18 protein-coding genes and 1 tRNA gene are annotated in these 21388 nt (G+C 61.2%); 11 read left to right on the top strand and 8 right to left on the bottom strand.

Going from position 1 to position 21388, the window contains the following annotated elements:
• Position 1 precedes the first annotated feature (1 nt).
• The gene (locus tag COL8621_RS13240) at positions 2–1012 is read right to left on the bottom strand and encodes an AbrB family transcriptional regulator (protein ID WP_093967800.1); all 1011 of its coding nucleotides are present in this window, start codon (positions 1010–1012) and stop codon (positions 2–4) included.
• A 57-nt stretch (positions 1013–1069) separates the two neighbouring features.
• On the bottom strand, positions 1070–1993 hold the full coding sequence (locus tag COL8621_RS13235; RefSeq protein ID WP_093967799.1) for a PHP domain-containing protein: 924 nt from the start codon (positions 1991–1993) through the stop codon (positions 1070–1072).
• 69 nt (positions 1994–2062) lie between these two features.
• On the opposite strand from COL8621_RS13235, the gene COL8621_RS13230 reads away from it, so the two are divergent.
• Positions 2063–2641 (top strand): tetratricopeptide repeat protein, encoded by a 579-nt coding sequence (locus tag COL8621_RS13230; RefSeq protein ID WP_141137890.1) that lies wholly within the window; start codon positions 2063–2065, stop codon positions 2639–2641.
• 7 nt (positions 2642–2648) lie between these two features.
• Here the strand turns inward: COL8621_RS13230 and COL8621_RS13225 are convergent, their stop codons facing one another.
• The 5 genes from COL8621_RS13225 to COL8621_RS13205 form a co-directional block, all read right to left on the bottom strand.
• Positions 2649–3344, bottom strand: coding sequence for a hypothetical protein (locus COL8621_RS13225; RefSeq protein ID WP_093967797.1), 696 nt, complete (start codon positions 3342–3344; stop codon positions 2649–2651).
• Between the two features lie 9 nt (positions 3345–3353).
• On the bottom strand, positions 3354–4184 hold the full coding sequence (locus COL8621_RS13220) for an ABC transporter permease (protein WP_093967796.1): 831 nt from the start codon (positions 4182–4184) through the stop codon (positions 3354–3356).
• Positions 4181–5560 carry an ABC transporter permease gene (locus COL8621_RS13215; protein WP_093967795.1) on the bottom strand — a complete coding sequence of 460 codons (1380 nt, stop codon included), beginning with the start codon at positions 5558–5560 and terminating at the stop codon, positions 4181–4183. Before COL8621_RS13215 ends, COL8621_RS13220 begins: the two co-directional genes overlap by 4 nt.
• Positions 5557–6672: an ABC transporter ATP-binding protein gene (locus tag COL8621_RS13210; RefSeq protein WP_093967794.1), complete on the bottom strand. Its 1116-nt coding sequence runs from the start codon at positions 6670–6672 to the stop codon at positions 5557–5559. The genes COL8621_RS13215 and COL8621_RS13210 overlap by 4 nt, the downstream gene beginning before the upstream one ends.
• Positions 6673–6780: 108 nt before the next feature.
• Entirely contained in the window at positions 6781–7905 is a 1125-nt protein-coding gene (locus COL8621_RS13205; protein ID WP_093967793.1) for an extracellular solute-binding protein, read from the bottom strand.
• Between the two features lie 195 nt (positions 7906–8100).
• On the opposite strand from COL8621_RS13205, the gene COL8621_RS13200 reads away from it, so the two are divergent.
• The 4 genes from COL8621_RS13200 (at position 8101) to selD (ending at position 14466) form a co-directional block, all read left to right on the top strand.
• The gene (locus COL8621_RS13200) at positions 8101–8757 is read left to right on the top strand and encodes an ABC transporter ATP-binding protein (protein ID WP_093967792.1); all 657 of its coding nucleotides are present in this window, start codon (positions 8101–8103) and stop codon (positions 8755–8757) included.
• Entirely contained in the window at positions 8757–11168 is a 2412-nt protein-coding gene (locus COL8621_RS13195) for an ABC transporter permease (protein ID WP_093967791.1), read from the top strand. The genes COL8621_RS13200 and COL8621_RS13195 overlap by 1 nt, the downstream gene beginning before the upstream one ends.
• Positions 11158–12198 carry a lipocalin-like domain-containing protein gene (locus COL8621_RS13190; RefSeq protein WP_093967790.1) on the top strand — a complete coding sequence of 347 codons (1041 nt, stop codon included), beginning with the start codon at positions 11158–11160 and terminating at the stop codon, positions 12196–12198. Before COL8621_RS13195 ends, COL8621_RS13190 begins: the two co-directional genes overlap by 11 nt.
• 81 nt (positions 12199–12279) lie before the next feature.
• Positions 12280–14466, top strand: a complete 2187-nt coding sequence (gene selD, locus COL8621_RS13185; protein WP_093967789.1) for a selenide, water dikinase SelD — start codon at positions 12280–12282, stop codon at positions 14464–14466.
• Here the strand turns inward: selD and mnmH are convergent.
• Positions 14450–15514 (bottom strand): tRNA 2-selenouridine(34) synthase MnmH, encoded by a 1065-nt coding sequence (mnmH, locus tag COL8621_RS13180; protein ID WP_093967788.1) that lies wholly within the window; start codon positions 15512–15514, stop codon positions 14450–14452. The genes selD and mnmH overlap by 17 nt on opposite strands.
• A 135-nt stretch (positions 15515–15649) precedes the next feature.
• Here mnmH and COL8621_RS13175 point away from each other — a divergent pair, with 135 nt between their 5' ends.
• The 6 genes from COL8621_RS13175 (at position 15650) to COL8621_RS13150 (ending at position 21387) form a co-directional block, all read left to right on the top strand.
• Positions 15650–17032, top strand: a complete 1383-nt coding sequence (locus tag COL8621_RS13175; RefSeq protein ID WP_093967787.1) for a bifunctional enoyl-CoA hydratase/phosphate acetyltransferase — start codon at positions 15650–15652, stop codon at positions 17030–17032.
• Positions 17014–18198 (top strand): acetate/propionate family kinase, encoded by a 1185-nt coding sequence (locus COL8621_RS13170; protein ID WP_235823871.1) that lies wholly within the window; start codon positions 17014–17016, stop codon positions 18196–18198. The genes COL8621_RS13175 and COL8621_RS13170 overlap by 19 nt, the downstream gene beginning before the upstream one ends.
• 70 nt (positions 18199–18268) lie before the next feature.
• Positions 18269–19129, top strand: coding sequence for an SMP-30/gluconolactonase/LRE family protein (locus COL8621_RS13165; RefSeq protein WP_093967785.1), 861 nt, complete (start codon positions 18269–18271; stop codon positions 19127–19129).
• Between the two features lie 126 nt (positions 19130–19255).
• Positions 19256–19332, top strand: a tRNA-Met gene (locus COL8621_RS13160).
• Between the two features lie 211 nt (positions 19333–19543).
• Entirely contained in the window at positions 19544–20503 is a 960-nt protein-coding gene (locus tag COL8621_RS13155) for an AAA family ATPase (protein WP_093968583.1), read from the top strand.
• Positions 20500–21387, top strand: coding sequence for a DUF58 domain-containing protein (locus tag COL8621_RS13150; RefSeq protein ID WP_093967784.1), 888 nt, complete (start codon positions 20500–20502; stop codon positions 21385–21387). Before COL8621_RS13155 ends, COL8621_RS13150 begins: the two co-directional genes overlap by 4 nt.
• The last annotated feature ends 1 nt before the right edge of the window (position 21388 follow it).

Below are 21388 nucleotides of genomic sequence, written 5' to 3'. Positions count from 1 at the left end.
TTCAGCGGTTGCGTGAGACGACGATGGGCAACACCAGCGTCAGGAAAACCAAGCGGAACACATGATGCGCGGCGACATAAGCCGGGTTTGCGTCCAGCAAAACAGACATGGCCATCATGGTTTCAAGCCCGCCGGGCGCAAAGGCGATCAGCACTGTCACGATGGGAATGCCGAACAATTGCGAAACGGCATAGGCCCCGGCAAGCGACACGATGGCGGCAAAGCTGCTTAGCGTTGCGGATGCGCCCATCGCCTGTGCCAGCATGCGAAAGCTGACACCGCCAAAACGGGTGCCGATCAGCGCGCCCATCGTCGCGAAGGCCGGAAGCGATAGCCACTGTGGCACCGACCCTTCGGTGATCGAAAACGCATGGGCAAGGGAGGACACCGCCATCCCGCCCAAGAGAAGTGCGGCGGGCACCCGCAGCCGTTGGAACAACAGCCCCAACGCGGTGGCAAGTATCAGGATCGCCGCCAGCGCGGGCAGCGCCATGGGCTGTGTGGCGGGGGCCAATCTGGGCAAAGGCTCGCCCGTCAGCAACGGGGCAATGAACGGAACCAGCAGGGTCAGCGTCAGTACCCGCAGGGACGATATTAGCGTAACGCGTGAAATGTCGGCCTTTAGGTCATCCGTTAGCCCGATCACAAAGCTTAGATGCCCCGGGGTCGCCGTTAGCAGGGCCGACATCCGGTCCATCCCGAACCACATTTGCAAAAGCCGCGCGCCAATCAAGAAAATCGCCAGAATGCACAGGCTTAGGATGATCAGGCTAAGGGGCCATTTGCCAGCCGTCGCCACGGCCTCGGGGGTGACGGCGGTGCCCATATTCGTGCCGATGATAAGAAAGATCACATCCCGTAGCCGCGCTGGAATCGCGACGCGAATGCCGGATATGCCGCAAAGCGTGACCAGAAAGGCAGGGCCCGTCAGAAAAGGCGCGGGAATGCCCAGCCAAAAGGCGGCGACAGCGCCAAAAGCACCGATGGCAAGGGTGATAAGGGTGGTCCACATGCGCGGGTGCGCCTCCGGTGGTTGTTGGGTGCAACCAAACTCCGACGGCGGGCAATGTCAATCCAGCCAGATTGGGTTGGACCACGCGCGTTTACCCGCGCGGTCGGTCACCGTAACGCGCAGCCAAGGCGAATTCGCGAACCGGTCCAAAGCGATCGCCGCAGATGTCATAGAGTTGCCGTGCTGTGCCTGCGCCGCCGTTCCGTGCCCCTGAACGATCACGGCCGCAGCGGCCGAGCATTCGACCTCAATAAACCGCCCATTGACGCGGATGTCCCGGATTTCGGGGCCTTGCGATGAATAGAACGTGCCAGCCTTCAATGCAGAGAGCAGCGCGTCTGGGTCGTTCTTTTCGGCTTTGACCATGACCCACCCGCCGAAATGATCGGGTTCGGAAAAATGCGCGTCATCCGTGGCGATTAGGTTCAGCGCGCGCCCCTCTGACAGCAACAGATCAAGCGTGTGAAACCCGTCGGGGCGGTCACAGCCCATTGCGCAACCGTGGTTATACACCTCGACCGCGTGGGCGGCTTCGATGCTGCGCGCGTCGTCCAGCGTCAGGCCAGACCACTGCGGGTGGGCGATGGCCACGTAAGCTCCGGCCTCAACACAACGGCGCGCGATTTCCGGGCCGGTTTCCTGACCTTCGACCGGCAGGAAATGTGGGGCATTGCCGGGCGCGAAATCAGCCGGAAGGCCGACGGCCACGATGTGCCACAGCTCTCCATTTTGCATGGCGCCGGAATGAACCTCGGCCCCCAGAATGGTGGTGAAGGCATCGTCGCGATACCCAACCGTGTCGGTGATCGGATAGTTGTACATCCCGATGAAATGATCGGTCAGCGCGATGAAGTCATACCCTTCAGCCTTGTACCGGCGGCATACCTCTTCGGGGGATAGAACGCCGTCAGAACGGTCCGAATGCGTGTGCAGATTTCCGCGGTAAAACCGACCCGGCGCGGTGAAGAATTGAGTTGGCATATCGCGTCCTTCCTGATCCGAACGGGTTGTGGCGCAGCACTGTGAAACCTTCGTGACAGGCTTGCACAGTTGGCAAAGATTTCCCACAGTTTAGGCATGGTGAACCTGTCGCAACTTCCCAGGCTGTTACAGCAGCAAGACTGGCCTGCAGCCGAACGTTTGTTGCGCCGCGCCGCTAAGGACAAGGCGGCGACGGCGGCGGTGTTCTATAACCTTGGTAAAGTGTTAGAGGCCGCGGGCAAACCCGCGCAAACGGCTGCGTGGTATCGTAAAGCTGTGGCGAAAGACCCAAACCATGCAAACGCTTGGTTCGAACTTGGCCGGGCCCAGCTTGCCAATCACGACTTCGCCGGTGCCGAAGGTGCGTTCGCCAAGGCCGCAGCGCTAAGCCCGGATGATGGCGATGCGTTGCTGAACCTTGCCCGCATCCGGTTACGGCTTGGCAAATGGGACACGGCGCGAGCTGCGTGGGCGCAGTTGCCTGAGAGCGCCGAAAGAACCGCCGCCATGTACCGCATAGCGGCTGAGTTGGGGGCACCGACGGCGGAACTGCGCCGCGCACTTTTGGCTGACCCAGCAGCGCGCGCGACGGCGCTTAAGGCACTGACGCGCACGGCCAAGGGGTCGCTTCCGCTGCGGCTTGGCTGAAGCGGGCCTAATGCCGGAACTGTTTTCTATAGACGCCGGTTTCGTGTTGTAGCGTTTCCTGAACCTGACGGCTTTGGGCGACCTCATCTTCGGTCATCACGGCGGTTGCCAGTTCGGGTTGCGCGCGCGGCACGGCGATAACCTGCGCCACGGGCGTGCCCGCCGGAAGGCTGCCGGAAAAGCCCGCGTCGTTCCACACGGCGGGGAAGTGGACATAGCCGTTCTTGAACGCGTCGCAATCAACCACGCCTGACAGCGTTTGAAAGGGCAGGTCGGGGCGGTTCATCGGGTGGGTGAACAGCAGCGACCAACCGGCGGGGGCCTCTAACGTCCAGAAATTGGTGAATTTCACGATCAGCTGCGCGTTCAACTGCAACGGCATTCCGGTTGCTTGTTCCGGTACATGGGCACCTATCGGCGCACGGGTGATCGGCGCGTCTGGGATGATTGGCGGGTTCCAATCCCAGCTAAGCTCGCCGTTCTGCACGCTTAGGTCAGTTGCCAGCGGGATCATGAGGCCCAGCGACAGCGCGTCGATAAACGGGGGGCAGTGTTTGACCGTGCGGATCGTGGCGCCGCCCAGCGTGTCAGAAGCCACCTCTGACGGCATTTGGCGCAGCCAATCGGGCAGGGCGTGGGCAGCCGGAACCGGCTTGGGCAGCAGCGGTTCCAGCAGTGGGTGACAGCGTGCGGTAATCTTCATCCGTATACCTTAGCCGCGCCCTTCTTTCCTGAGAAGGAACGTATGCGCCAAAGTCGCCGAGACCGTCAGCAGGATAATCACCGTGCCTACAGCGTTGATTACCGGGGGATGGCCGTTGGGATTGCGGGCCATTGCACCAATTTCCGTCGCAAAGGTACAAGACCCGCCCTTGGCGAACATCGTGGTGTTGTAATTCTCCATAGAAGCAAGGAACGCGATCACCGCCGAGGAGGCCAGCGCAGGCAGCAAGAACGGCAGGGTGATACGGCGGAACACCCGGAACGGGGTTGCGCCAAGGTCCAGCGCGGCCTCTTCCAGTTCAACCGGCTGGCGTTGCAGCCGTGCCATCAGGATAAGCATCGGATAGCCCGCCACAAAGGTGACCTGTGCCATGACGATGGTGAAAAGCCCCGCGTTCACGCCCAGCCGCCCCCAGAACACCAGCGCCGACAGGCCCAGAACAATGCCGGGCGCCAGCATGGGCGACAGAAGCACCCACCAAAGCAGCCCGTTCGCCCGGCTGCGCCAGCGGGTCAGGAACACCGCGCCCGACAGGCCCAGCAACAGCGCAATCGGCACCACGGCGGCGGCCACTTTCAGCGAATTGCCAAAGCAGGCGACGAACCGCCCCCTGTCAAGCGCGCGCAGCACCGGGTCGGCGCGCAATTGGGCCTGATCGACCCAAAAGAACGAATACCACTTGCCCGTCAGTCCACGCCAATCCGTCACCGACGGAGGCGAGGCGTTGTTGAACGACGTCACGATCATCAGCAAAAGCGGCGTGAACATAAACAGCAGAAACGCCGCCATATAAAGGTTGAGCAGCCGTTGAGAGGTCATTGTACCCTCGCGAAATCTTTGAGGCGGGTGCGCATGGCCCACATGAACACCCCGACCAATGCAAAGCACACGAACGTGTAGGCAAAGGAATAGGCGGCCCCGATGTTCGAATTTTCGGATTCAAAGAACTTGTTATAGATCGTCTGGCTGAACCATTCCGCCTGAAGCCCCCGGCTGATGATCCGCGGCACCGAAAACGCGCCAGCGGCCAGCATGAACGTGGCGATGCAGCCCACCGCGATGCCCGGCTTTGAATGCGGAATGATCACGCGGCGATGGACCCGCCACGGGCTTGCGCCCAGATCCTTGGCGGCCTCTATCTGGTTGCGGTCCAGTGTCGACATCACGTTGAAGATCGGGAACACCATGAACAGCACATAGGTGTAGACGATCACCACAAAGACGGTGCCGGGCATGCGTTTGAATTGCAGCGGGTCGTCAATCACGCCAACCCACATCAGCGCGCTGTTCAGCAGCCCTTGATTGTCGATAATCGCAGTCCAGGCGTAAATCCGCATCAGTTCGACAATCGCATAGGGGATCACAAGGCCCAAAAACAGCCAAGTCGCCCGTTCGGGCGGAGTGGCCAGCGCAACCTTGTAAGCGACCGGGTAACACAGGATCAGCGCAAGCGCCGTGGCCATCACCGCAAAGGACAGGGTGCGGGTCAGTGTGATTAGGCCCAGACGTTTGTAAACCTGCCCGTCCTGCTCATATCGCAAGCCAACAGCGGAATAGAGGGTGGCGGACAATGACCGCTCTTCGATCCGTTTCTGTTCGGGCGACATTGGGATCATCGTCGCCGACATCAAAACCTGAAAGTTGTTCAGCGACAGGTTGGATTGGGTCGCCTCTTTGCGCAGCAGTTGTTGGTACAAATCCTGTGCCACCGCTGCGATCTGGCTGGCTTGTGCGCTTTGATCCGGGATTGGTGCGGTGTCGTCCACCGATAGGGCTGGTAGGTTGTAAAGTTCATCCAGCCACGCAATTTCCCCGGTTGGGCGCACCATTGAGGTGTGGGTGTTGGCCCGGTCACATTGCAGGATATAGGGCCGGGTCGCGCCGCCACTTGCCGATGGCACCGCCATTCCACCCATAGAGGGGACCGACATTCCCCCCATCGAAGGTACGGCCAAGCCGCTGTCGGCCGGGGCCGGGGCAGGTTTGGCATAGGTCTTAAGCACGCTGACGCAGGTGTTGGCATCCCGCGCCAAGGCCCCGGCGACGGAACTGTCCAGCAGGCGTTTGGGGGCGGTGACCGCGCGTTCCAGCATCGTAAGCTGGGGCAAAACGATCAGGACAAGCGCCCAGCCCAAAATCGCCGCCACAAACAGCGAAACCAACCCGCGACCATATCCGCGCAACAGCTCTTTCATTGGGCGGCCAGTTCTTCGTGCCCGGTTTGGGCCACGGGCCCCTCGGGCAGGATAAACGCAGAAGCCGCGCTAAACCCGATGCGGGTTTCGTTGTCTGGCGCGGGGATCGGGTGCGCGCCGGTATTGCTAAGGTGCATTCCAACAGGTGCGCCATGGCTGCGCATTTGCAGATTGATGAACGCGCCTTCAAGGTCACGCCGTTCCAGTGTGGCGTTCATCTGATTGTCAAAGGTACTGCCTTGTTCAAAACCCACGTTTTCGGGTCGCACGAACAAAATGGCGCTGTCGCCCGGTTTCAGCCCCCTTGGGTTGCGGGCGAACATCTGGCCAAGGCCCGTGTCGATATAGGCCATGCCATCTTCCAAGGCGGTGATCTTGCCGGGAAACTGGTTCACCTCGCCCACGAAGGAAGCCGCGAATGAGGTGGCGGGATGCGAATAAATCTCATCCCCGGTGCCGACCTGTTCGATCCGGCCTTCGTTCATCACGGCGATCCGGTCTGACATTGTCAGCGCTTCGCCCTGATCGTGGGTGATGTAGATAAAGGTCACGCCTGTCTGTCTTTGGATCGCCCGCAATTCGGCCCGCATGTGTTGGCGCAGCTTTAGATCCAACGCGGACAGGGGTTCATCCAACAACAACACCGAAGGTTCCACCGCCAGCGCGCGCGCTATCGCCACGCGCTGTTTTTGACCGCCGGACAGTTCGGTTGGCTTCTTGTCACCCTGATCGCGCAGCGCGACCAGTGAAAGCAACTCATCCGCCTTTTGCACCCTGTCACGCTTGGACATTCCACGCGCCTCAAGCCCGAAGGCCACGTTTTCGCGCACGGTCATCAGTGGGAACAGCGCCAAGTTCTGAAAAATCAGGGCGGTGGGCCGGTCATTCGGCCCGCGCCCGCGCTGATCGTCGCCCCCAATCAGAATGCGGCCTTGCGTTGGTTCAACGAACCCGGAAACCGCCCGCAAGATGGTCGTCTTGCCACAGCCCGATGGGCCGAGAATGGAAAAAAACTCCCCCGCAGCAATTTCCAGATTGGTTGGCTGAACCGCCGTAAATCCGTTCGGATAGGTGATCGACACCCCGTCAAGGCGGACGTCCATGCCGTGCATAGCGACTCCTGCGAAATCAGTGTTGCGCCAACCCCGGTCAGCGGCGTTTGGCTGTGTGTGGATGCAAAGGCGCCCCGCATTGCGCGGAGCGCCCAGAACCCGCGCCGCTTAGGCGTTGGTGATGATCTCGACGAACTCGTTGCGGATGGGGGCGAAGAACGGCGTGTCAGCCTGCCACCACCACATGTTCGACAGAACGTCCTGAGAGTAAACGCTGTTGAACTGCGCCTTGAATTCTTCCGACGCGAAATCAGCAGCCCCCGCAACGGCCGAGTTATAGCCGGTGTTGTTGGCGAACATACCGCCCACTTCGGGCTGAAGCATAAAGTTCATGAAGGCCACGCCCTGATCCGGGTTTTCCGCACCTTTCAGCATGCCGAAACTATCAAGCCACGTGATGATGCCCTCTTTGGGGGCGCGGTAGACATAGTTGCTGTCTTCGCGGTTCAGCAGCAGGCCGGTCGTGTCCCATGTCTGGCCGATAACGCAGCCTGCTTCTTTAAACGCGGCGGTTGCTTCGGTTGCGTTGTTCCAGAATGCGCCGAAGTTTTCCTTATGCTCTAGGATCCACTTGGTCACGGCACCCCAAACGCGGCGTGCGTCATCTTCGGATTTGTAAACATCCAGCATGCGGTTCGAGGGAACTTCGCCGGTGGCGTCAAGGTACAGGCCAGCCCCCATGATCGCCGATTTCTGGCGGAACGCAGCAGCGCCTTTTGCGCCTTCCTGCAGGAACAGATCACCGAACGAAAGATCGGATTCCGCGATGGACAGTTTACCACGGTTCAGGGTGATGCCTTCTGTACCCCAGTCGAACGGCAGCAGGATTTGTTCGCCGTTAAACTGGCCGCCAAGCGACGCGCTGTCGCGCAGGAAGGACGGGATGACCGCATCAACGTTTACATCCGCCGGGACTGGCGCGAAAAAGCTTTCCCCGTTGTCGTCGATATAGCCAGACGCGTTGGTGATAGATGGGAACACGATGTCAAAGCCCTTGCCGCCATTCGCGCGAATGGTGGATTCCGCTTCGTCATTGGAACCGAACGTCGTCAGCTCTAGCTTAATGCCTGTGTCGGCTTCGAATTTCTCTGCGATGTTGGGTTGAACGTAGTCTTGCCATGCCAAAACCTTTACCGAACCTGATGATGCCAGCGCATCATTGGCCTTTAGCAGGGCGGGCGATGCAACGGCGGCACCGGCCAGTTGAATGGCGGAACGACGAGTGAATTTCATGATTTTATCCCCTTTTCTATTGGCACGAGACCGAGCCAAATCGGCCTTAATCGCGTCGCGTAACAATCAATCAAATGTTTTGTGGCGGATCCGTGAATGCTGTCATTTTTTTACTGAGCGATCAATTAAAACCGACGGAAGGTGCTGGCGCTGGAAAAGCGAACCCTGTCTAAGTGCCTATGAAGAGGATGTTTGATGCTGTTAAGTGTTCAGGGTGTGGCCAAGGCTTTTGCAAGCGGCGGGGCGCATGTGCGGGTGTTTTCCGATGTTTCATTCGACCTTGGCGCGGGCGAAACCGTCGCCCTGACCGGAGAGTCGGGCAGTGGCAAAAGCACGCTCCTTCATATTTGCGCGGGGCTGGATGCGTCTGACAGCGGGCGGATCATGCTGTGCGAACAGGACATTGCAGGGCTGAGTGACGGGGACCGCGCCCAATTGCGGCGCGACAAGGTCGGGCTGGTTTTTCAGCAGTTCAACCTGATCCCGTCGCTAAGCGTGATGGCGAACCTGTCGTTTCAGGCGCGGCTTGCGGGGCGCGAAGATCAGGATTGGACGCGGGCCTTGGCGGACCGGCTGGGTCTTAGCGCGCTTCTTTCTCGTTACCCCGAACAACTGTCTGGCGGTCAGCAACAGCGCGTCGCGATCGGCCGTGCCTTGGCCGCGCGCCCACCTCTGCTGTTGGCGGATGAACCGACAGGAAACCTTGATGAAACTACCGGCGACGGCGTCATGGATTTGCTGCAGGAACTGGTGGCTGAAACGGGCGCTGGCCTGTTGATGGTCACCCATTCCGAGCGGCTTGCCGGGCGTCTGCAGCGCCGGTTGCACCTAAGCGGCGGGGGGCTTGTGTGATGTACCGCGCGGCGCTGTCGGCCTTGTTATCACATTGGTGGCGGCATCCGTTGCAATTGGGCAGTCTGTTGTTGGGGCTGGCCTTGGCCACCGCACTTTGGTCGGGTGTTCAGGCAATCAACGGGCAGGCGCGCCAAAGCTATGATCAGGCGGCGCGCATGTTGGGGCAGGATCGGCTGGAACAGCTGGTTCCCAAAGACGGTCAGCGCTTTTCACAGGACGTGTATATCGCGCTGCGCCAAGCAGGCTGGCTTGTTTCGCCCGTGATCGAAGGGGCGTGGCAACAGGGCGATGTGCGCGTGCGTCTTATCGGCATAGACCCGGTTACCGCCCCATCAGACGTTGCGCCGGATGGCGTGACCGGGGCGGGGGACCTGCGCCCGTTTATCACGCCGCCTGGGCAGGGGTTCGCGGCACCTGACACGATCAGCATGCTGCGCGGTGTGACGGGTTTGCCGCCGCTGAGCCCATCTGAGGGTTTAGCGCCGGGCGTTGTGTTGATGGACATCGGTATCGCGCAAACGCTGCTGGGGGTGCCGGGGGAAATATCGCGGCTGGTGGTCGTGCCGGAACAACCCTTTCGGCAGGCGCCGCTGGAAAGTGTTGCGCCCCTGCTGACCAAATCCGCGCCGGGCGGTCAGGCCGACATCGCGCGGCTGACCGACAGTTTTCACCTGAACCTGACGGCGTTTGGCTTTTTGTCTTTCGCAGTTGGGCTGTTCATTGTCCATTCGGCCATCGGCCTTGCCTTCGAACAACGCCGCCCGATGCTGCGCACGCTTCGCGCCGTGGGGGTGCCGCTGAACGTGTTGACCGTCCTGCTGGCGGGCGAGGTGGTGCTTTTTGCGCTGGTGGCCGGGCTTGTCGGGATGGGGCTGGGGTATTTGATTGCCGCGACCCTGCTTCCAGATGTGGCTGCGACGCTCAGCGGGTTATACGGTGCGGACGTACCGGGGAGCTTAAGCCTTCGACCAAGTTGGTGGATTGGCGGCATGGCCATTGCGGTGCTTGGCGCGGCGGTTGCGGCAGGCCAAAGCCTGTGGCGGTTGCGCCGACTTCCGTTGCTTGCACCTGCCCAGCCACGTGCGTGGGCGCGTGCGTCGGCCCGTGGGTTGCGCAGGCAGGTTTTTCTTGCCGCTGCCTTGGCCGTTTTGGCGTTGGCGGTGGCGATCTGGGGCAGGGGCCTTGTGGCGGGGTTCGTCCTGCTGGGGGCCATGTTGATGGCGGCGGCGCTGGCGCTGCCGGCGATATTGGCGCTGCTTTTGGGCGGGGCCGAACGAGTCAGCAAGGGCGCGCTGGCGCTGTGGTTCTGGGCTGACACGCGGCAACAATTGCCGGGGCTTTCCCTTGCGCTGATGGCGTTGATGCTGGCCTTGGCGGCGAACGTGGGCGTGGGCACGATGGTGGCCAGTTTCAGGCTGACGTTTACCGGCTGGCTGGATCAGCGCCTTGCGTCCGAGCTGTACGTGAATGCCCAGGACGAGGCTGAGGCCGCCCGCTTGCGCAGCTTTCTGGAGCCGCGCGCCGATGCGGTTCTGCCCATCTGGTCGGTCAGCGCGCCGGTTCAGGGCGCCCCGGGCACGATTTACGGCATAGCCGATCACGCGACCTATCGCGAAAACTGGCCGCTGCTAAGCCATGCGCCCGGCGTGTGGGATGCGGTGGCGGCGGGGCAGGCGGCATTGGTGAACGAACAGCTATCCCGGCGGGCCGGGCTTTCGAATGGCGATATGTTGCGCCTGCCAGATGGTACCGAAATGACCATCGCGGGGGTTTATTCCGACTATGGCAATCCTCAGGGGCAGGTGATTATTGCGGTGGATGAACTGACCGCGATGTTCCCCGATGTGCCGCGCCTGCGCCATGCGGTGCGGATCGCGCCAGAAAAAGCCCCCGACCTTACCCGCGCCTTGATCGAAGAATTCGGTCTTTCGCCAGACAATGTACGTGATCAGGCGGCGATCAAATCGTTTTCGTTAGGGGTGTTTGAACAGACATTTACCGTCACGGCGGCGCTTAATGTTCTGACGATGGGGGTGGCCGGGTTTGCGATGCTGACCAGCCTTCTGACCCTATCCACGATGCGATTACCACAACTTGCGCCTGTCTGGGCCTTGGGCCTGACCCGCGCCCGCCTTGCAAGGTTAGAGCTGTTTCGCGCGCTGATGTTGGCGGGCCTGACGATGTGCGCGGCGCTTCCCGTGGGGCTTTTGTTGGCGTGGGCGTTGCTGTCGGTCGTCAATGTGGCGGCCTTTGGCTGGCAATTGCCCATGCATACGTTCCCCGCCGATTGGCTGCGGCTGGGGCTGTTGGCATTGTTGGCCGGTGGGCTGGCCGCGCTTTGGCCTGCGGTGCGGTTGGCCCGAACCTCGCCTACGGATTTGCTGAAGGTGTTCGCGCATGAACGTTAAGGTGCTCTTTATTTGGGTATTGCTGTCTGGCCCGGCGTTTGCACAGGGTTTCGCCGGTTTGGGAACCGAGGCTTCGGGCTTTGCCCGTCCAGAACGCGGGCAGGTTTTAAGCTTTCCCAAAGATCATGGGGCGCACCCGGATTATCGCATCGAATGGTGGTACCTGACCGCGAACCTGAAGGGCGAAGATGGCCGTGATTACGGTGTGCAGTGGACGTTGTTTCGATCGGCCCTTGCGCCGGATGCAGGGCAGGGATGGGCCGCGCCGCAAATCTGGATGGGCCACGCGGGCCTAACGACGCCGGACAGGCATTTTGTGGCCGAACGCTTAGCGCGGGGCGGCGTTGGGCAGGCCGGGGTGACAGCCGCCCCGTTCCGGGCGTGGGTGGATGATTGGCAGATGGCAGGGGCCACGCTGGATGACCTGCGTTTAACAGCCAACGGCACTGATTTTGCCTATGATTTGGGCCTGAAGGCCGATGGCCCGCTCGTGCTGCAAGGCGATGGCGGGTATTCGGTGAAATCGGCCAGTGGGCAGGCAAGTTTTTACTACTCGCAACCCTTTTACACGGTTGATGGCGTACTGGATCTGCCCGATGGCCCTGTGCGCGTGTCCGGCAATGCGTGGTTGGATCGCGAGTGGTCCTCTCAACCGCTGGACGAAACGCAACGCGGGTGGGATTGGGTCTCGCTTCACCTAGAGGGCGGCGTGCGGATGATGGGGTTTCAACTGCGCCAGACGGACGGTGGTGCCTATACCTCGGGGACGTGGATCATGCCCGATGGCACGGCGGAACCGTTCGGGGATGGCGTGCTGACGATGACCCCGTTGAAAACGGCAAAGGTCAATGGGCGCGATGTGCCGGTGCAATGGCGTGTTGAACTGCCGGGCCGGGGTGTCGATGTGACCCTTGGCGCATTGAACAACGCCGCGTGGATGGACACGCTGTTCCCTTATTGGGAGGGGCCGGTTGGCATTTCCGGCAGCCACACTGGTCATGGATATCTAGAGATGACAGGCTACGATTAGACCCGTGTCGCGATGTCCCTTTCCTGGTCTGGCCTCTGACGATAGGGTCGTCAAAGCCGTGTTCTGATTGGACTGTTACCTATGCAAGCGCCCCTTCCTCTGACCCGTGACCTTGTTCTGATCGGCGGTGGTCACACCCATGCGCTGGTTCTGCGGATGTGGGGGATGAACCCGCTGCCGGGTACGCGGTTGACCCTGATCAACCCCGGCCCGACGGCGCCCTATTCGGGCATGTTGCCGGGGTTTGTCGCGGGCCATTACCAGCGGGAGGCGCTGGATATTGATCTGGTCAAGCTGGCGCGTTTCGCCGGGGCGCGGATTGTCTTTGGCCGGGTTGATGGCATTGACCGCGAGGCACGATTGATCAATGTCACCGGGCGCGCGCCGATCTTCTATGACGTCGCATCGGTTGATATCGGCATCACGTCCGACCTGCCCGCATTGGAAGGTTTTACCGCCCACGCTGTCCCTGCCAAACCGTTGGGGGCTTTTGCGACGCGGTGGGATGGGTTCGTGCAATCGGCCCCCACATCGCCGCGTGTTGCGGTGATTGGTGCAGGGGTTGCTGGGGTCGAACTTTCGCTGGCGGCACAGCATCGGATGGAACAGGCGGGGCTGAACGGCCATGTTGTGTTGCTGGAAGCGGGCGAAGCTGCGCTGCGCGATATTGGCGACGGGGCGCGCCGTGCCCTTTTGGCGCAGTTGGAGCAAAAGCGGGTTGAGTTGCGCGTGAATGCCAAGATCGCGCGCGTAACAAACAACGGCGTGACGCTGGAAACTGATGAAGACATCGCCGCGGGCTTCGTTATCGGAGCGGCCGGGGCATTGCCGCAAGCGTGGTTGGGCGACACGGGCCTGCAGCTTAGCGATGGTTTCATCGATGTCGGCCCGACCCTGCAAAGCTTGAACGACCCGGCGATTTTTGCGGTGGGCGATTGCGCCCATCTGACCCATGCTCCGCGCCCCAAGGCGGGGGTCTTCGCCGTGCGCGAAGCACCTGTGTTGGTCCATAACCTGCGTGCGGCGCTTAGCGGTGGCCGGCTGCAGCCCTATCACCCGCAAAAGGATTATCTGAAGCTGATCTCGACCGGGCATAAGCGCGCGGTGGCCGACAAGCTTGGCCTGCGGCTGGAGGGGGATTGGCTTTGGCGCTGGAAAAACCAGATCGACCAGAAGTTCATGGGGAAATTCCGTGAATTGCCCGTAATGACGTCAGTGCCCGAGGTGCCGACCCGTGCGGCGCTTGGCTTGGCCGAAATGTTGCAAGGGGCCAAGCCGCCGTGTGGCGGGTGTGCGGCCAAGCCGGGTGCGCATGTGCTAAGCGATGGGCTGGCCGGATTACAGCAACCGATGCGGTCGGACGTGTTGCAAGGGGCCGGCGATGACGCGGCTGTGTTGCGCCATGGCGATGGGGTGCAGGTCATCACCGCGGACCATTTTCGGGCCTTTTTCGACGATCCTTACTTGATGGCGCGCATCGCGGCGGTACACGCGCTGGGCGACATTTGGGCGATGGGCGCGCAGCCTCAGGCGGCGTTGGCGACGCTTATTCTGCCCCGCATGCGCGACCGGATGCAGGAACAGACCCTGCGCGAGATTATGGCCGCCGCCAGCGAGGTGTTTCGCGAGGCGGGCGCAGACCTTGTGGGTGGGCACACCTCGGTCGGGCCAGAGCTGACGGTTGGGTTCACCGTGACCGGGTTGCACAGCGGCGCACCGGTCGGGCTGTCGGGTGCAAAGCCGGGCGACGTGCTGTTGCTGACAAAACCGATTGGCAGCGGCACCATATTTGCCGCTGAAATGCAGGGCCAAGCCCGGGGCGAGGATGTCGCCGCCGCGCTGGGCGTGATGGCGGGGCCACTTGGCACGGCGTCCGGCATCCTTGCCCCGGTTGCGCACGCGATGACGGATGTAACCGGGTATGGCCTTGCCGGGCATTTGCTGACGATCTTGCGCGCCTCGGGCGTTAGTGCCGATCTGTCGCTTGCGCAGGTTCCGTTTATGCAAGGCGCACTGGAACTGGCGCAAAGCGGTATCCGTTCGACCCTCTACCCCGACAACGCGGTGATGCAGGCGCAGATGGCCGGGTTTGACGAAGGCGACCCGCGCTGTGCCTTGTTGCTTGATCCACAAACCGCAGGGGGGCTGTTGGCGGCGGTTCCGCCCGAACATGTCGACGCGACGCTTGCGGAACTGTCCGCCAAGGGCGTGACCGCCGTGCGTATTGGCGTGCTTGGCGAAGGCCCGCCGCTTATCGGCTTGGGCTAAGTGTTTCGACTGCACGGGCCAAGGCCGGTGCCGCGGTGTTTAGCGTTTCAGCATCCAGCGCGTCCAACGTGAATGTTTTACTGTGTTGTTTCGCAAACCGCGCGCGTTGCTTTTCGTAGCGGGGGTCATAGTGATGCTCCATCAATGACGCGGCAAGCGGCGCGAAGGCGTTGCCTTGGGCCAGTGAAAGCCATCCCTCAATCCGTTCTTTCGGGTGCAGTTGGGACAGGGCCATCAGCGTCTTTTCCAACCGTTCCGGGCTGTCGGTGACATCGTGATAGGCGCGCGCCAGATAATCCGCCCGCGCCTGAAGCGGGGCCTGAACGACAAGCCGGGGCGCGCTTTTCATCGCCTCCCACAATCCGGGGGGCAGGTTGATTTGGCCGATCTTGCTGGATTCCCCTTCGACCACGACGGGGCGGTTTGGGTCCAACCCGCTGGCCGCCATCGCAAGGGTGGTTTCAAATCGTTTTTGCGCAGGCTGCCCGCCTGTCATCGCCCCAAAAAGAGAGCCGCGATGGTTGGCAAGCCCTTCCAGATCGATCACCTGAACACCTTGCGCCGCCAACAGAGGCAAAAGCGCTGTTTTGGCGGTGCCGGTGTTTCCTTCAAGAACGATGATGGGGCTGGGCCAAGGTTGATCATAAAGCGTGGTCTGAACCATCCGCCGATAGCTGCGATAGCCGCCGTCGATCGTATCGGCCTGCCAGCCCACCTGCCGCAGGATCAGCGCAAAAGAGCCCGACCGCTGCCCACCCCGCCAGCAATAGACCAACGGGCGATAACCCTTTGGCTTGTCCACAAGGGCCGTTTCCAGATGCAGCGCTGCGTTGCGGGCCACCAGTGCCGCGCCAAGTTTGCGGGCTTTGAACGGGCTGTCTTGGACATAGATGGTGCCAACCCGTGCGCGCTCTTCGTTGCTTAGAACCGGCAGGCTGATTGCGCCGGGAACGTGATCTTCGGCGTATTCAGCGGGGGATCGCACGTCGATCACCTCGTCAAAGGGAAGGTCGTGCAGGGCGGCAAGCGATGAAAGGGGTACTGGCATCTTATCTTGATAGGGCCTTCGCCGTGAAACCGAAAGGGTGCGCAGCGTTTGATCTGCCCCCTTTTTCGATGGTCATGAACGGGTTACGTTCACGCCAGACATTAGGCGCAGTCACCCCAAAAAAGGCCCCCGCATATGACGCTGCATACCAATATTCCGTGGTCAGAGCTTGAAATCGGCATGGAGGCGGAAAGCAGTCATGTTTGCCGCGCCGACGACTTTTATGTTTTCGCAAATTCGTCGGGAAACATGAACCCGATGCACCTGCCCAAAGAAGACGGCGATGGGGATGGCAAGCCCGAGGCACTGGCCCCCTCTATGTGGATGGGCGCGTTGATTTCCGGTGTGTTGGGCAACTTTCTGCCCGGCCCCGGCACGCTTTACAAAAGCCAACAGCTTTCGTTTTTGGGGCGTGCGCATGCTGGTGATACGATCACTGCAAAGGTCCGGCTGACGGCCAAGGGCGATGGCGGGCTGGCCACGTTTGAAACATGGGTCGAAGCCGCTGATGGCACACGCATCGCCGATGGAACGGCCGAAGTGGTGGCCCCAAGCCGCAAAATCGCGGTTGATCTGCGGGATGTGCCGGGGCTGACGGTGCAGACGCACCCACATTTGGACCACATCCTAACCCTTGCCGAACCGATGGAGCCGATGCCAACGGCCGTGATCGCGCCAGAAGATGACGCATCGCTGGGCGGTGCGTTGCTGGCCTATGAACACACGCTGTTGCGCCCGATCCTTGTGGGGTGCGCGAAAAAGATTGCGGCAGCGGCCGAACAGATTGGGGCCGACATTTCGGGCCTTCAGGTCGTCGATGTGCCTGATCATTCCGCCGCAGCGGCGGCTGCGGTTCAGATGGTCCATGATGGACAGGCCAAGGCGCTGATGAAGGGCAAGCTGCACACCGATGTGTTGCTGCGCCACGTGATCAAGCGCGAGGGAGGGCTGCGCACCCATCGCCGCCTGTCCCATGTCTTTGTGATGGATGTGCCGGGGGTTGATCACCTGTTGATGGTCACCGACGCGGCGATCAACATCTCGCCTACGTTAGAGGAAAAGGTGGATATCGTTCAAAACGCCATCAACCTTGCCCATGCTTTGGGGATCGAACAGCCCAAGGTCGGCATCCTTTCAGCGGTGGAAACGGTGAACCCGAAAATCCCATCGACGATTGACGCGGCGGTGCTGTCTAAGATGGCGGATCGCGGGCAGATCCACGGCGGGCTGGTTGATGGCCCGCTTGCCATGGACAACGCGATTGACCTTGAGGCCGCGCGTACCAAAGGCATCTCATCCGCCGTAGCAGGCCACGCCGAAGTCCTTGTCGTGCCAAACCTAGAGTCCGGGAACATGTTGGCCAAAGAGCTGACGTTTGTCGCCCACGCGCAGACGGGCGGCATTGTTCTGGGCGCGGCGTGCCCGATCATTTTGACAAGCCGTGCGGATGATGAACAGGCGCGGCTCGCCTCGTGTGCCATTGCCGTAATGATGCGCGAATGGAAGCGCGGACAATGAGCGATCAGGCCATTCTGACGATCAACGCCGGATCGTCCTCCATCAAGTTTTCGGTCTATGCCCGCGATGGCGAACCGCAAGAGTTGGGGCGGGGGCAGGTGGAAAAGCTGGGCCCGGCGGCGCGGTTGGTTGTTCACCCCGAAGGGGCCTCCGCCCTGCGCGAAGAGATTGGGCAGGCCGACCACGACATCGCCCTGCAACAAATCCTGTCGCACCTTGAACCGATCCTGCAGGGGCGGCAGGTGGTCGGCGTTGGGCATCGTATCGTCCATGGCGGCGCTGAGTTTGCCGTGCCACATGTGCTGACGCCCGATGTGATCGATCAGCTTGCCTTGTTAGAGCCGTTGGCACCGCTTCATCAGCCGTTCAACCTTGCGGCGGTTCGCGCGGCGATGGCCGCGTTTCCAGACGCACTGCAAATCGCGTGTTTCGATACGGGGTTTCATCGCGGCCATCCGTGGGCATTTGACACCTTCGCCCTGCCGCGCCGGTATTTTGACAAAGGGGTGCGCCGCTATGGGTTCCACGGGCTGTCGTATGATTACATCGCGGGGGAATTGGCGCGGCGCGATCCGGTGCTGGCGCGGGGGCGGGTGATCGTCGCGCATCTGGGCAATGGCGCGTCGATGTGTGCGATAAAGGGCGGGCAAAGCCAAAGCTCCACCATGGGGTTTTCTGCGCTGGAAGGGCTGGCCATGGGCACACGCTCTGGCGCGATTGATCCCGGCGTGCTGCTTTACCTGATGGAGGCAGAGGGGATGGGCGCAGCCGATCTGACCCAGCTGTTGTATAAGGAAAGCGGGCTAAAGGGGCTGTCGGGTCTGACGCATGACATGCGCAGCTTACTGGCATCGCCCGCGCCCGAAGCCGCGCAAGCGATCGAATATTACGTGATGCGCATTCGTCATGAACTTGGTGGGCTGACGGCAGATATCGGTGGGCTGGACGCGCTGGTTTTCACCGGGGGCGTTGGTCAAAACGCGGCCAAGATCAGGGCGCTGGTCTGTGACGGGATGGAATGGTTGGGCCTGTCGCTGGACGCGGCGGCGAATGAAAACGGGGTGGATGAGATCGGGCGGGGGCCTGTTCGCATCTTTGCGCTGCCCACTGACGAAGAACGGGTGATCGCGCGCGCCGTCAACGGTTTCCTTGCACCCGGGGGCTAAGTCGTCGAAGTTGCCCGCAATGAATTTCAGGCCGGCGGGGGAACCCTCGTCAAACAATGGGGCGACCGAGATGGATGTTTCGACTTTTGACAAAACGATTTGCACCTTGGGCGAGGGGCCGCTTTGGCACCCAGAACGGGGACAGCTTTATTGGTTCGACATCGTCGGGTGCTGTTTGCTGACCCGCGAAGGTGGCCAGACAAAAAGCTGGGATTTTGATCACCACGTTTCAGCGGCTGGTTGGGTTGATAAAGACAACTTGTTGGTCGCGTCGGAAATTGCGCTGTCGCTTTTTGATCTGACCACCGGCAAAGCGACAGAGATTGCCAAGCTAGAGGCCGACAACCCCATCACACGGTCCAATGACGGGCGGGCTGACCCGTTTGGGGGCTTTTGGATTGGCACGATGGGCAAACTTGCAGAGCCTGACGCGGGGGCGATCTATCGTTACTACCGCGGAGAGCTGCGCCAGCTTTTCCCCAACATCACGATTTCCAACGCCATCTGTTTCACACCCGACGGCGGGCATGCGTTTTTCACCGATACGGTGAAGGGCCACGTCATGCGGCAACGTTTGGGGGAAGAGGGGTGGCCCGTCGGTGAACCCGAGCTTTATCTTGATCTTGTCGCAGCAGGTTTGCGCCCCGACGGCGCTGTTGTTGATGCCGATGGGCTTTTCTGGAACGCACAATACGGGGGGGGACGGGTTTCTGCCTATGACGCCCAAGGGGCGCTGCAGCACCGAATTGATATTCCTGCACCCAATACAACATGCCCTGCGTTTGGTGGGCCAGACCTGACCGACATGTTCGTGACCTCGGCGACCCAAGGGATGAGCAAGGACAAGCGCGCCGAATGGCCACAGGCTGGCCAGACATTCAAGGTCGACTTGGGCATAAAAGGACAAGCGGAACATCGGGTGGTGATTTAGCCCCTAACGGATGGGGGAAACCCGCACCTTCAGCGTGCCTGAAAATTTTTGGGCGTTTGCGATAAAAACACGCTGGTTTCCCCCTTGACGCCCTCGCGCACCTCGCTTAGGAACCCGCTCACTCTTGGCGGAGTAGCTCAGGTGGTTAGAGCAGCGGAATCATAATCCGCGTGTCGGGGGTTCAAGTCCCTCCTCCGCTACCAAAAATCCCAAAATTATTACAGTCGCCCCGATGCGGGCTGCCCGGCCTGATCAAACAGCCGTTGATGTCTGGAAACACGGTGTTTTCCGTGCCGAACACGCGCTGCGTGACCCATACCAACGTGTGTATGGTATTAACGGGGCAGCGCACGCACAGTGTAAGCTGCGGGGGCTATTTCGTCTTTCGTTGTGCCGACTTTGGGAGGAGTGCCGGTGCCAGACAGTTTTTCATCGAACACGGCCGACAAAATTGCGGGTCTAAGAACACATTTGTCAGAAGGGCTTATTGGCCACGAAGTGCTGATAGAGCGGCTTTTGGTCGGTATCCTTGCCAGCGGCCACATCCTTGTCGAAGGGGCGCCGGGTTTGGCGAAAACGCGGGCGGTGAAATTGCTGGCCGATGCGCTGACGGGCGACTTTTCCCGCATTCAATGCACGCCTGACCTGCTTCCATCTGACCTGACCGGAACAGATGTGTTTACGCCTGATACCGGCACGTTTGAATTTTCCAAAGGGCCGGTTTTTCACAACCTCGTTCTGGTGGATGAGATTAACCGGGCCCCTCCAAAGGTGCAGTCCGCGTTGCTAGAGGCGATGGCCGAACAGCAGGTCACAAGTGGCGGCCATACGCATCAGTTGCCGGACCCGTTTGTGGTGATTGCCACGCAAAACTCCATCGAACACGAAGGGACGTTCCCCTTGCCCGAGGCGCAGCTTGATCGGTTCCTGCTGCATGTGATGCTGGAATTGCCCGATGCGGATGCCGAACGGCGCATCCTTGATCTGGTGGAGGAAGAGCAGCAGGGCGTGAAGCGTACGGCGCATCAGATTGATCTGGCAGATATCCGTACCGGCAAGGCCGAAGCGATGCAGGTACACCTGTCGCCCGCGCTCCGTGATTATATCGTGCGCTTGGTGCTGGCGACGCGCGAAGCCCCGTTTAACGATGAAATTGACCACGCGGTTTCGCCGCGCGGGTCGCTGGCTTTGGCGGCGGCGTCCAAGGCGCGCGCGTATCTGAACGGGCGTGACCATGCGCTGCCCGAGGATGTGAATGCGGTGGCCGCGGATGCCTTGGCGCACCGGCTTGTCGTCAGTTGGCGCGCTACGTCCGAAGGGCGCACCGCGCGCGGCATCGTCCACGACATCTTAGGCGCAACGGAGCCGTTATGACCGCCGCAGCGGGCGCAAGCGGATCAGGGGTCACCGTCAATGCGGCGGCCCTGATCGCGCAACGCGCCCATGTGCAACACGCGCCCGCCGATGATCCCGCGATCAGCGCGCTGCCCGGTGGTTTTTTGATCAAACGCCGGGGCAACGGACAGGTGATTGCCGACAGCCGCGCCTATGTCGAAGGGGACGATATTCGCCATGTCGATCGCGGGGCGACGGCGCGCACGGGCAAGCTGCACATCCGAACGTTCCACGAAGAACGCGACCGTGTGACCTTTTTGGTGGCCGATTTCCGCCCCTCGATGCTGTGGGGCGTGCGTCGCGCGTTTCGTTCCGTCGCCGCGGCCGAGGCTTTGGCCCGCCTTGGCTGGCAAGCGATAGAGGCGGGCGGGCGTGTGGGCCTGTTGGCGATCACTGCGCAGGGCACTGTTGTTGTGCCGGTGCGGGGGCGTGTGCGCGGGATGCTGGCGGTGATTGGCGGCTTGGTGAAAGCGCATGAAATGGCATTGGCCGCCGCCGCGGATGACCTGAACGATCCTCAGCTTGACCGGGTTCTGGTCAGCCTGAAGCGGGTGGTGCCAAGCGGTGCGGCCATCGTGATTGCTACGGGGATGGACCGCGCTGGCGTCGGGTTGAAAGACATCTTGGGCGAACTGGCGCTGCGCCGTTTCCCACGGTTGTTGATCGTCGAAGAACATGCGCTTCGTGATTTGCCTGCGGGGTATTATCCTGTGGGCGCGCCGGATGGGTCGCGCATCAATGCGATGATCAGTAGGCGCGGGGTAAAAGCGGTCGATCACAGCGAAACGCTGTCGATGGTTCCGGTGCAATACGTGGATGCCGGAGCGCCAATCCCCAACGCGATTTTGCAACTGGGGCTTTGAC

Source organism: Actibacterium lipolyticum (assembly GCF_900184935.1).
Taxonomy (GTDB): Bacteria; Pseudomonadota; Alphaproteobacteria; order Rhodobacterales; family Rhodobacteraceae; genus Actibacterium_A; species Actibacterium_A lipolyticum.
The sequence above is the reverse complement of the archived record's forward strand: the minus strand, read 5'-3'. Positions and strand labels throughout refer to the sequence as shown.